Origin of the sequence: Acholeplasma granularum ATCC 19168, from assembly GCF_000526235.1 — a bacterium.
GTDB lineage: Bacteria > Bacillota_I > Bacilli_A > Acholeplasmatales > Acholeplasmataceae > Acholeplasma > Acholeplasma granularum.
Window position 1 is genome coordinate 58,365 of sequence record NZ_JAFR01000011.1, and the last position, 13,086, is coordinate 71,450.

Below are 13,086 nucleotides of genomic sequence, written 5' to 3' on the forward strand. Positions count from 1 at the left end.
AAAGCATAAAAAAGGGAGATTTTAATATGGATTTAGAGCAAACTAATCAAGAATCCGGACTAAGCCTACAAGATATATTTACAATTATGATGAGAAACTGGATATTGATTTTATCTTTTACATTGTTATTAGGGGTAGTAACTTTCGGCTATGTAACAAGATTCGTATCTGATCAGTACAAATCAACATCAGAAGTACTTGTACAAGTACCACTTACAGGAACAAGTGTTGATACTAATACACTACTAAACTCACAAAGATTAATTGATACAGTACCACAACTTGTAAAAAGTGATTACATCATCGATAAAGCAAGAGTATCTAACCTTTTTACTAATAATTCACACCAAGAAATACTAGCAGGATTATCTAATGAACAAATTAAATCAAAATTAAGTGTTGAATCATCAAATACATCATTTATTATAAGAATTAGTTATCGCCATAGTAATGAAGACTTCACGCAAGTTATGACTCAAGTAATTACAACCGTTTTAATTGAAAATGATGTCGATTTATTTAAAGACTCATTTACACAACTATCAGCAGCAAGTTCACCAATTGATGATTCTCCAAATCGTATTTTATATATGATTATTGGTTTAATGGGTGGGGCAATTATTGGTACAGGTTTAGCATTTGTTAAACACTTATTTAGTAATACCTATATGACTAAAGAACAACTAGAACAGGGTACAGGTATGCAAGTAATTGGAGTCATTCCTGAGTTTGAAGTGAAAGAAGGTAAAAGAAAATGAGAAGAAAACGTTTATTCCAAAAAGAGCGTATTATGGACTATCATTACCTAGTAACAAAAGAACAACCTTCCTCATTTACAACAGAAGCTTTCCAAAAAACTTTAGTCAATTTAGAATATATAAATGTTGATGGTAATTTTAAAGTGTTACAATTTACATCAAGCCTTGCTGGTGCAGGAAAAACTACATTTGTTGCAAATCTATCTTACCTAGTGGGTCAAAAAAATAAAAAAGTAGTCATTGTCGATCTCGATTTAAGAAAATCTAAAATACATAGAGTATTTCAAGTAGCTAATGAAAATGGGTTAACTGATTATTTATCAGGTAAAATACCTTATGAAAAAGTTGTTAGATTCGATGAAAATCTAAACATATCATATATTGTTTCAGGTGAGAAAACCAATGCGGTCGTAAACGTCTTAGAAGCTCAAAAATTAAAAGATTTGATTGCAAAGTTAAGACAAGACTTTGATTATGTCATCTTAGATTCACCACCTGTTGTTGCAGTATCTGATGCATTATATATTTCAAGAATTGCAGATGGTGTTGTCTTTGTTGTTGCACAAAATGAAGCAAAACGCACCACTATTAACGAAGCAATTCAAACTTTAAAACAAAACAATGTCAATATCTTAGGTACCGTATTTACCCAAGTTGACCTTAAAAATTCAGGCCTTTATTCATATGCATATGGTTATAACTACGGGTATAATGACCTAGAAGATGACATTAAAAATTAATTTTCTATGATGGATATACATACACATATCCTACCAGGTGTTGATGACGGTGCAAAAACAAAAGAAGAAGCACTAGAGATGTTAAAACTACAAATAAAAAGTGGTATCACCAAAGTAGTTTTAACACCACATGTAAACAATAATGTTCAGAAAGTATCGTCTAAACGCTATGAGGATCTGTTTAATGAATTTAGTAAATATGTTTATGATAATTTAGAAGGTATAAAACTATATTTAGGCTATGAAGTCAAATATAATCCAATGCGTCATACAAATTATGAAGAATATATTTTTAAAGGATTTAAACATAAGTATATATTAATAGAATTTTCAACAAATCATGAAGAACCAATTACTGAGGTTGTTTATAATTTACTTAGAAAAGGATTTATACCAATCGTTGCCCACGCAGAAAGATATCTGTATTTAAAATTTGATGATGTAAAGCAACTTAAAGAAGATGGTGCACTCATTCAAATTAATAGTGGCGCACTACTTGGTAATGATGGTAGAGTATATAAAAAACAAGCTTATAAATTTTTAAAACATCAATTTATAGACTTTATTGCAAGTGATACACATAACATGCATGATCGCAAACCTAATTTAGCTTTAGCACTAAAAAAGTTTGCCAAAAATTTCCAAATGAAAACATTGGAGGAATAATTATGTCGAAATTTATCATATTAACAGATTCAACAACAGACCTACCAAATAGTATTGCTCAAGACTTTAATCTTCACGTATTACCTTTAAAATTCTTTATTGAAGGAAAGGAATACGTAAACTACCTAGATAACCGTGAACTAGATAGTAAAACATTTTATGATATGGTAAAGTCAGGATCAAAACCAACCACATCACAAATTAACCCTGAAGATTACCTAGAATATTTAGAACCGATTTTAAAAGAAGGTACTGATGTATTAATTCTTTCATTTTCAAGTGCACTATCAGGTACCTTTAATTCAGCTAGAATTGCAACTGATGAATTAAAGACTAAATATCCAGAAAGAAAAATACACTTACTTGATACAAAGTCTGCATCTCTTGGTGAAGGTTTATTAGTTTATTTAACTGCTAAAAAAATAAAGTTAGATAATCTAAATATAGATGAAGCACATACATATGCCAAAAATCTAATACCTCAAATAGCACACTGGTTTACAGTAGATGATGTGGGACACCTTGTTCGTGGAGGGCGTGTATCAAAAGTTGCAGGACTTGTTGCTAAAATTGCAAATATAAAACCTGTAATGCACACAAACGATGAAGGAAAACTCATTCCTCGAGCTAAAGTATCTGGTCGTAAACGTGCAATTAAAGCATTATTTGAACAAATGGAAAAAACAGCAAAACCAGGAAAACAAATTGTTTTCATTGGTCATGGTAATGATATTGAATCAGCTAATTATTTAGCTAATTTAGTTAAAGAAAAATTTGAAGTAGAAGAATTAGTGATACATATGATTGGACCAGTAATTGGTGCGCATACCGGTCAAGGCGTACTTGCTCTCTTTTTCTTAGCAGATAACAGATGAGAAGTGACAGAGACTATACAATTGCTTTATTAATTGATGCAGATAACATTTCACCAGTTTATCTAGATATCATCATAAATGAGGCAAACAAACACGGTAAAATAACAACTGCACGTATATACGGTGATTGGAGCCAAGAAAGACTAAAATCATGGAAAGCCAAAGCTGAAAAATTTAGTCTAACCTTTGTACAACAATATGCAAACCTTTCTAATAAAGGTAATGCATCAGACTTTACTCTCGTTATTGATGCAATGGATCTTTTATATTCAAATAAGGTTAATGCTTTTGCAATCGTTTCAAGTGATTCAGACTTTACAAAACTCATCATCCGATTAAAAGAAGATAACATGTATCTAATTGGTATGGGAGAATCTAAAACTCCAGAAGTTTTAGTAAATTCTTACGAAAGATTTTATTATATCGATCAAATCTTAGAAGCACTTGAACCTAAAAAAGAAAGAAAAGATTTAAACGGTAAATCTCAAATACCTAAAAAAGAAGTCATCATAAAGCAGTTAAAGAAAATTATTGAAGACAACCTAGAAGATGATGGTTGGGCATACTGGTCAATCGTTGCTGACCAATTAAGGAAAAAAAGTCCTGGATTTGACCCTGTTAACTACGGATCTAAACTAAAAGCTCTTAATTTCTTTAAAACATTTAAAGACTTCGAAATTAAAAACGAAGATAAAGTTGCATATATTCGAGTAAGATAAAGACTTATCCATCAAAACTAAAACAAGTTTTGATGGATTTTTTTAAAGTATTATATATGCATTTCTTATTAGACAATATTTTTTTAAATTATCATGTATAATTAAGTTAAATGAAAATTTAAAATATTTTAGAGGTATAAAATTGACAAAATCAACTAAAAACCATTTATTAAGACTATTTATTATACTAGGTTTTTTACTTACTACTTTTGTCTTGTTTTATATCTTTTTACTTGATACAACACTAAAAAATGAATCAAGTAAACTAAGCTTTGAAAAACATTTACTAGATCATGAAGTATTAAATGACAGACTAAATACATTACTTATAAGTTATCAAAATGATGAAATTACTTGGCCTACTAAAGACTATGATGATTCGATATTAATTATTCAAAACTTTGAAAATATTGAAATTGGAAAATTATCCAGTTTATTTAATGATGAAATATCAAACGAAATCTATTTAATTTTAAAACATGAAACGTTAAATCAAGTAGCCTATCTACCATTTAAAGAGGTCTTATCAACTACCGGTTTAAGTTTAAAACCTCATGATGCTATTTTAAATAAAGATGGATTTATTGTATATCATGAAGACATTTTAAAAATTGGTGAAAACTTTTTTACATCAGATTTATTACCAAGTAATTTATATAATGAACTAGATCAATTGATGTCAAATGAGGAAAGTCATTACATCAATTATAAATCAAATAATGAGCATCATATATTAAGTTATACAACATTAACTAACAACTATAAATATGTTACAACTCAGTTAAGAAGTGATTACTTAGTCTTGTTTTATCCTGTCATATGGAGTTATCTTGCATTAAGTGTTTTAACGCTTATATTATTTTTAGTATTTTCACTACTTACAATCAAAAGAAGATTTGATGATGATGTGGTATTTACCAAACTTTCAAAAACAAAAGAATCCAATCTCTTTATTTTAGAAGTGGGTGGATTAGGACAAATTAGAAATTCAAATAGTTATTTTAATAAGTCTATATCAGATTTTAATGCAAAACTCATTACAGATTTAACAAGCCAATACTTAGATATAAAAACTTTACTTAAAAATAAAATACCTTTTTATCTAAATTTAGATAAATTAAACCAACCCTTAAAGGCTAGATTTTTTATTAATAAACACGGTAGAAACTATCAACTTATTGGTGAAGTTATAAATGAACAAAGTAATGTATTAGATAAATATAAGGACTTAGCTATTTTAAATAGAGATACAGGATTAAAAAATAGACTCGGATTAGAAGAAAAATTAAATGAACTGGATAGACGCTCGAAATTTAGTTTAGCTATATTTACTATTAAAGATATTGATAAAATTAAAGAGTCAATTGGTAAAGCGCGTACCAATGAAGTTATTAACTCGTTTTTAAATATCATTCAATCAAATATCTATCAAGATATGGAAATTTTTCATACAGACAGATCAGAGTTTACTATATTATATACGAAGGATAGTCATTATGATGTGACTGTTTCTTGGGCAAGAAACTTAATTATTGCTGTAGATAAAACCGTATTAATACCAGATTTACCAGTAAAACCAATTATTGATTGTGGTATTTTACATAATCAAGGTAATGTTAGCAATATGTCTTCAAAAGAAATTATCGATGCACTAGACATCACACTTGAACGTGCAAACGTTTCATCATCATCTAATCTTCAAATTTATACAGAAAGATTTTTAGACTTTAGAAATCAAACCAATCAACTAGAACAAGATATACGTAAGGGCATTTTAAAAGATGAATTTGAAATGTATATGCAGCCTCAATACGACTTAAGCTTGCATCGTATCAAAGGTTTTGAATTACTCCTTCGTTGGAATAATCCAAAATATCAAAAAGAATCCCCTGCAACATATATCAAACAAGCAGAAAAATCTAATTTAATTATAGATTTAGGACGAGTTATTAATGAAAAGACATTTATAATTGCTAAAACATTTGAAGATACTGATTTAGAATTTTCATTTAATATCTCTCCTCGTCAATTACTACAACCAGGATTTATAAATGAATTTATAGATTTAAAAGACAAATATCAAATAGATCCAGCTAAAATTGCAATCGAGTTAACAGAAAATATTTTAATCTTACAACTTGATATCATTACAGATAAACTACAAGCACTTAAAGATATTGGATTTAAGATTCAACTTGATGACTTTGGTACAGGTTATTCATCTTTAGCTTACCTAAAGCAATTACCAATTGATATTATTAAGATTGATAAAACCTTTGTAGATGAAATTGAAACATCAGGTCAATCACGTCAAATCTTAAGAACAATGATTAATTTAGGTAAAAACTTAAAGCTTGGTGTCATTGTTGAAGGTGTTGAAACAGAAAAACAAGTAGAAATTATTAAAAAAGAATCTGGTGCGATGATTCAAGGTTTCTTTATATCTAAGCCTATACCATTAAATGAAGCTAAAGCACTCTTAAAGAAAGGAATTAATGTCTAATGGAAATATTATTAACGATAATTATAACGCTTGTAGCGATGGCTTTAATTGGACTCATTATATTCTTATTAAGAATTGAAATACGTAAATATAAAGATGATAAAATGCTTTTATCAGATGAAGTGATATCTATGGATCAATTTAGTTCATTACTACAAAGAGTCATTAAAAGACAAATTAAAAAAGATGAACCTTTTACATTAATGAGTGTTGATTTAGATGATTTTCAAGATATTGTAGATACATTTAATAAAAAAGAAGAAGACTTTATCGTTTCATATGTTGCAAACCACATTAATAGTGCACTACCCGAAGAATCAGTTATTGCAAGAGGACCTAAACCAGATAGATTTTATATATATATTCCATCAACCTTTGACCACTCAAACATTTATAACTTAGCTAAAAGTATAAAAAAAGAAGCAGAAAAGAAAATTCAAATTCTTGATAAGGTAACAATTAAAAAAACTGTATCAATGGCAATAGCAACATTTCCACTTCATGGTAATAACTTAGACCTACTTTTTCAGTCTTTAGATATAGCGCTTTATATGGTTAAGAAAAACGGTGGCAATGATATTAAGTATTATAGTGAGGAACTCAGTCAAACTCAAGAATCCCTTGATTTATTTCATGAGCTTAAAAAAGCTAAAAATAACAAAGAGTTTATTTATTATTATCAACCAATTGTAAATATAAATCATCCAAAAGAAATTTATGGAATTGAGGCACTCTTACGTTGGAATCACCCTAAAAAAGGTATTTTATCTCCTGCTAAGTTCTTACATTTAGCAGAACAAACAGGAGAACTTGATGATATCGGTAATATTGCACTTGAACAAGCCTTAGAACTACTCACGGATTTAAGTCAAAAAAAGAATTCAAATCTTGTAATTAATATAAACGTAAGTCCACGTCAAATCTTAAATGAGATGACATTTACAATTTTCCAAAGACTTGTAGATAAATACAGACAAGATGCATCTAAGGTTGCAATTGAAATTCCTGATTTTACGCTTTACAAAAATAATCAAATATTTAGAAGAAACTTAATTAAAATTAAAACATTAGGGTTTAAACTTGCAATCGATATATCCACAACAGATTATGATGTTATGGATTTAGTTGAAAGATTCCAAATTGATATGATCAAACTAAGTAAAAACTTCTTTGAGTTAGAACAAAATTATAACTTTAGAAAATATCTTGATATGATTATAGAGTTTGTAGATAAGAAAAAGTTACTTTTAGTTGCTGAAGGTGTAGAAAATGATGAAATGCTTTCTAAACTTAAAGAAAAGAAAATCGGTTATGCTCAAGGATACTTTATATCTAAACCTTTATCAGTTAGTGACCTACTTTCATATATTGAGGCAACTTCTACAATAATTAGTGAAAATGCAATCAATAATGTTGACAATTAATAAATATAGTAATAAAATATAAGCGTATCATAAAAAGGCAAAATTAGGGCAACCTAATGACGCAAAGCTATAGGGCCAAACTTTGGTAGCCAGTTGCATGAAACATGCAGCTGGCTTTTATTATAGGGCTTTATGTGGACTATAAGCATTGACAAATAAAGTGTTAGTTGTTAAAATAAATCATGAAAAAAATTAAAAAGGCAAAACTAGGGGAACCTAGTGACGCAAAGCTATAGGGCCTATAAATTGGTAGCCAGTTGCACTAAGGATAGGGCAATTGGTTTTTATTTATTAAAAAAGAGGAATATCTATGAGAACAACTAAATTCTGGGGGATACGAAACTCAGTTCGTGGATCCGGAAAAATATCTAAGTTCATATTCTTACTTATTCCCTTATTTGGTTTCCTATCCATTACATTAGGTGTTGTATCCTTTTATGGACAAAACACAGGTGATTACTCTGTACGAGTTGATGACTTTAGCGGTCATTCAATTAGAATTTCTGAGGATCCAGGGTTTGAAAACTCTCGAACAATTCTTAGATATCCAGGTATTAAGTTTATGAATCAAGCATCATATGCAGGTATTATGGCATTTCATTATGATGCTGCTGTAAATCAAAACGGTTATTATTTAAAAAATGTTTTGGATAAAGATAGAGAAGTGGTTGCTTTTACATTCTATGTTAAAAACATGAATCAAACAGCAACAATTAATCGTATCAATTACAAAATCGTATTTGAAGAGTTAAATAACCACATTGAAGAGCATTTAAGAATCATGGTAGTAGTTGATGGTGTAAGAGACGTTTACGAACATGAACCATTTAGAATTGATGATGTATCTTCTTTAAGATTTAAAAGTGATGAAGTTGCTGTTGATTCAAATATCTTTGAACTAAAAGCCGGTGCAGTATCCAAAGTGACAGTATTTATTTGGATTGATGGTTACTTAGAAGAATATTTAACTTCAGGTATTAAAAAATACACTGAAACTGATTTAATTAATGGCTCATTAAAGTTAAATATGTTGTTAGGTATTCAAGGTGAATAATTATGCATAAAAAGTTATATTTACTGATAATATCCTTCTTATGTGTCACATTAACACTTTCGACAACCGTTTATGCATGGTTTTCATTAACTAGAACAAACATGATTGAAGGTATTGAAATTGGTATATCGCTAGATGATAATATTACATTATCACTTGATGGTATTAATTATCACAAAAGCATTTCAAATGATGATTTATTTAGAGTTATTGGTACGAATCCAAACCTTTCAAGTATCACATCACAAGACGGTATAACTTTTTATAAAGGCCCACTTAAGACCACAGCAAGAGCAACACCGAATGCAGACTATATCTCATTTAACCTATATTTTAGATTGACAAGTGAAAACCCAAATGAAAGTGCCCATCTAAAATATATATATCTAGCAAATCGAATGGATCCTTTATATGATGAGGCTGAAAACTATAAAGGAACATTTATTACATCTATTGGAAAGTACTGGACAAACCCTATAGATTATCATGATGGGTTAAGAGTGATACCAGCAGGCATGAATCGCTTGTATTATGCGAAAAATGCTGTTAGAATATCGAGTATAGGCCAAAATTCGGCACAAAGCTTTATATATGATGTATCTGAAGATAGATATAGAGGATTTGGTAAAACATTTGGTGCCTATGACTATTATAAAAATAGATTAGGTATTGAACTTGAAATACCTGAAGCACCAACAAATGAAATATTTAGTTTAACAAAATTTTCAAAATTACAAAATGATGTTGCACTGGATAAAAAAAGTTTATTATCTGAACTTCAGCTTGTAAGTTATGAAAATGGAATTTATACATATCAAGGCATGACAACCATCAATATTTGGTTAGAAGGTTGGGATGCTGATGCATTTGATCCAATACTAGATGATAAGTTAAAGATAAGTCTAAGTATTAAAGCAGCAAGATATGATGAAACATATACAGAGTAGGTTTTCAAAGGTTAAAAGCCAAAAAAAGAAAATAATAATAAAATAATCCCCAATAAGGAGAGGAAAAAATATGAAAACATTAACAAATAAATTAGTAATGTCAGTACTAGCGTTAGTACTAACAGGAATGGCATTATCCGTAGGGGTATTTGCATGGTTTACAATTAATAATACGGCAGCAGTTGATCAATTTTCTGCAAATGTTCAAGCAGGAGATGGGTTCTATATTTCCGCAAACGGTACTAATTGGAAAAGTACTTTATCAAATGCTGATTTAGGAACAGCTCTATCAAATATTGAGTTTGTACCATTAACATCAGAAACTGGATCATCTTTAGTTGATTTTGATGGTGATGCTGCACAAAGTGGTGGGTTTATTCAATTCAATTTATGGTTTGCAGGAAGTAGCACTCTAAATTCTATTCAGTTGACAAATATTATATTATCGTCTACACCCACAGAATGGATTCCAGGTGTTTATGTGGCAGGAACACGTCAGTCACTAGATGATTCAACAACACCTATTACTGATTATGCTTCAAATGCAGCTAGAGTAAGTTTCCAAGATATGTTTAATCAAACCGCAGTTAAAGTTGTTGAACAAAAAGTAAATGCTTTAGGAGATTCATTAACTATAGGAACTTCAGAACATGAAAGAAACTCACTTGGTAAAGGAACAGCAGTAGAGACTCCACTATCATTCACTAATGAAGCTATTAAATTTTATAACGCAATCATGTCTACACCAATTGATTATGCAAAATTTAATGGGGCAATTTTAGCACCAACAATTGAGGCTGGTAACGCCGTCAATCAAATTGTTGCAACATTAGAAGCATATGATGAAAATGAAGTAGACTACCCTGTAGCATTTGTTGTACCTCAAGCTGTTCAAAATACAATTGGTGAAAACTATAAGGTTGGTGCAGTTACAGTACGTGTGTGGATTGAAGGATGGGATCAAGAAGCATTCAACGCAATTTTAAAAGGTGAATTATCTGTATCATTCTCATTTACAGGAATCGCTTAATTACAAGTAAAGAAACCTTAAAAAATTATAAGGTTTCTTTCGTTATTCATATAAAAGTGGTATGATATAATCATAAAATTATAAAGAGGTATTATTCATGTCAACTAATCAAAAAGTCTTTAAGTATCTAGGAATTGTTGGTAACGTACTATTTTACTTACTATTGCTAATATTATTGCTTTTCTCGATTTCTAATTTATCTATTAGAAGTGAAAAAGATCTTCCAAATTTATTTGGTAAAGGATTTGTTTCAATTTTATCGGGATCGATGGAAGGCGAAGAAAAAGATAACTTTAATAAGGGCTCTCTAGTATTTATAGATGTCCTAAGCGACAAACAAAAAGAAGACTTAAAAGTTGGTCAAATCGTTGTATTTTATGATAATGTTCAAAGAATACATATCATCCACAGAATCAAGAGTATTACTGGAAACACAGTTGTTACACAAGGTGATGTTAATGCATCACTATATGGATCGTTTGATGGAACAAACTACAATTCAGACATGCAACTTGAAGCATCAAACATTAATGATGTCATCGGTTTATATACCGGTCACATAACTGGTGTAGGTAGTTTCATCCAAGAGGTAAGAACACCAAACGGTTTACTATTATGGGTAGTATTACCATTATTCATTCTATTTTCTATAGAAGCGGTTATCTTAATTAGATACATTATTGCTAGAAACAAACAAAAACTTGAAGCGAAACATGAAGCTGAAAAAGAAGCACTACGTTTAGAGATAGAAAAAGAATTACTTGAAAGAAATAAAAAATAAAAATTTAACTTAAAAATAAAGAAGGACATATATGAGTGAGTTTGCTACTTGGTATATAGAATTCATCCAAAGCGTGTTTGAATATATTGCATCGTTTTTTGCAACTGTATTTAACGCAATCTACGAAGTTTTATGGGCTAAACCGATGTATCTATTAAATACATTTGTAGATGCAAGTATGAACTTCAACGCTCTGGACTGGATTATTGGTATTTTAATACTAATCATTAATTTTATATTTGTAGTATCCTTAACCTATTTTGTGATAGTACTTTTACGTAGATACTTTCGATTTGTTAAAAAAGAAGTATCTAAAGATGACCTTCTTGTTGAAATTACTGAGTTAAATCAAAAATTAATTGATATTACTGATGAAAAAAATGCAATCTTAACACTTAAATCAAGTGATCTTGGACTTCCAATGAATCGCCGTAGTGTTACAGGTACATTAGCTAAATTAAATGATGAAGCAGATGAAGAACAAGTTCAAGAAACATCAAGATTCACCAAATTAATCGCAGTTGATGAAACATATCACATGGAAGTACTACAGACAAATATGACTGAATCAGATATGTTAAATCTTTCTGGTCTTGTTACGAGATTTATTAATTTTGCTGCATCTCAACTTAAGTTATTTTATTCACCAAAAATTGTTTCAATTTACTTTGCTGGTATGGGTTCTTCAAAGATCATCATCTTAGAAGGTATATCTGGTACCGGTAAAACATCTCTACCTTATGCAATGGGAAAATTCTTTAATAACGATACTTCAATCATTTCTGTACAACCCTCATGGCGTGACCGTGCAGAAATGATTGGATATCTAAATGAATTTACCAAAAAGTTTAATGAAACTGACTTCTTAAAATCTATTTATGAGGCTACATACAGAACAGACTTAAACTTTATTGTACTAGATGAGATGAACTTAGCACGTGTGGAATATTACTTTGCAGACTTCTTATCCATATTAGAAATGCCAAACACAAGTGAGTGGTTAATTGATGTTACATCAGATACAATTCCAGGCGATCCAATTCATTTAAAAGAAGGTAAACTTCTATTACCTCCAAATATTTGGTTTATTGGAACAGCCAACCGAGATGACTCAACATTCGCAATTACAGATAAAGTATATGACCGTGCTGCATCCATTGAATTATCAGTTAGAGCAGACTTTATAGACGCACCATTTACTGAATCCATTCATGTGACACACGATTACTTAGATAGCCTATTTAAACAAGCTGTCAAAGAAAATCCGATCTCACAAAAATCATTAGAAAATCTTAAAAAGTTAGATGAATTTATTACTGAAAACTTCCAAATAACATTTGGTAACCGTATTATGAAACAAATCAATACATTTGTTCCAATCTTTGTTGCTTGTGGACAAAGTGAAGTCGATGGACTAGATTACATTGTTACACGTAAAGTATTACGTAAGTTTGAATTCTTAAACTTACCATTCTTAAGAAAAGAACTAGATGAACTTGTAAACTTAATCGATAAACTATTTGGTAAACAATCATTTACAGAAGCAAAAAACATGATCAATAACTATAAGAAACAAATGTAGAAAGGTT

Annotated in this window: 12 protein-coding genes and 2 riboswitches; all 12 genes read left to right on the forward strand. The window is 29.8% G+C overall.

Annotation, left to right across the window (positions count from 1 at the left end; genetic code table 11):
* Positions 1 to 26 precede the first annotated feature (26 nt).
* The 12 genes from G324_RS0105240 to G324_RS0105295 all read left to right on the forward strand — a co-directional run bounded on the left by G324_RS0105240 (position 27) and on the right by G324_RS0105295 (position 13,079).
* Positions 27 to 758: a YveK family protein gene (locus G324_RS0105240; RefSeq protein WP_162146931.1), complete on the forward strand. Its 732-nt coding sequence runs from the start codon at positions 27 to 29 to the stop codon at positions 756 to 758.
* Positions 755 to 1,498, forward strand: a complete 744-nt coding sequence (locus G324_RS0105245; protein WP_025725340.1) for a CpsD/CapB family tyrosine-protein kinase — start codon at positions 755 to 757, stop codon at positions 1,496 to 1,498. Before G324_RS0105240 ends, G324_RS0105245 begins: the two co-directional genes overlap by 4 nt.
* 6 nt (positions 1,499 to 1,504) lie before the next feature.
* Positions 1,505 to 2,164, forward strand: coding sequence for a tyrosine-protein phosphatase (locus tag G324_RS0105250; protein WP_025725341.1), 660 nt, complete (start codon positions 1,505 to 1,507; stop codon positions 2,162 to 2,164).
* Between the two features lie 2 nt (positions 2,165 to 2,166).
* Positions 2,167 to 3,039, forward strand: coding sequence for a DegV family protein (locus tag G324_RS0105255; RefSeq protein WP_035357520.1), 873 nt, complete (start codon positions 2,167 to 2,169; stop codon positions 3,037 to 3,039).
* A complete protein-coding gene (locus G324_RS0105260; protein ID WP_025725343.1) occupies positions 3,036 to 3,758 on the forward strand; it encodes an NYN domain-containing protein in 723 nt (240 codons plus the stop codon). Before G324_RS0105255 ends, G324_RS0105260 begins: the two co-directional genes overlap by 4 nt.
* Before the next feature lie 142 nt (positions 3,759 to 3,900).
* A complete protein-coding gene (locus G324_RS0105265; RefSeq protein WP_025725344.1) occupies positions 3,901 to 6,261 on the forward strand; it encodes an EAL domain-containing protein in 2,361 nt (786 codons plus the stop codon).
* Complete coding sequence (locus G324_RS0105270; RefSeq protein WP_025725345.1) at positions 6,261 to 7,685, forward strand: bifunctional diguanylate cyclase/phosphodiesterase; 1,425 nt, start codon at positions 6,261 to 6,263, stop codon at positions 7,683 to 7,685. The genes G324_RS0105265 and G324_RS0105270 overlap by 1 nt, the downstream gene beginning before the upstream one ends.
* Positions 7,686 to 7,711: 26 nt before the next feature.
* Positions 7,712 to 7,786: riboswitch (cyclic di-GMP riboswitch) on the forward strand.
* Positions 7,787 to 7,874: 88 nt separating this feature from the next.
* Positions 7,875 to 7,950: riboswitch (cyclic di-GMP riboswitch) on the forward strand.
* 45 nt (positions 7,951 to 7,995) lie between these two features.
* The gene (locus G324_RS0105275) at positions 7,996 to 8,739 is read left to right on the forward strand and encodes a hypothetical protein (protein ID WP_025725346.1); all 744 of its coding nucleotides are present in this window, start codon (positions 7,996 to 7,998) and stop codon (positions 8,737 to 8,739) included.
* A 2-nt stretch (positions 8,740 to 8,741) separates the two neighbouring features.
* Positions 8,742 to 9,686, forward strand: a complete 945-nt coding sequence (locus G324_RS0105280) for a hypothetical protein (RefSeq protein WP_025725347.1) — start codon at positions 8,742 to 8,744, stop codon at positions 9,684 to 9,686.
* Positions 9,687 to 9,756: 70 nt separating this feature from the next.
* Positions 9,757 to 10,716, forward strand: coding sequence for a hypothetical protein (locus G324_RS0105285; protein ID WP_025725348.1), 960 nt, complete (start codon positions 9,757 to 9,759; stop codon positions 10,714 to 10,716).
* Positions 10,717 to 10,813: 97 nt separating this feature from the next.
* The gene (locus G324_RS0105290; RefSeq protein ID WP_025725349.1) at positions 10,814 to 11,497 is read left to right on the forward strand and encodes a signal peptidase I; all 684 of its coding nucleotides are present in this window, start codon (positions 10,814 to 10,816) and stop codon (positions 11,495 to 11,497) included.
* Positions 11,498 to 11,528: 31 nt separating this feature from the next.
* Complete coding sequence (locus G324_RS0105295; RefSeq protein ID WP_025725350.1) at positions 11,529 to 13,079, forward strand: hypothetical protein; 1,551 nt, start codon at positions 11,529 to 11,531, stop codon at positions 13,077 to 13,079.
* The last annotated feature ends 7 nt before the right edge of the window (positions 13,080 to 13,086 follow it).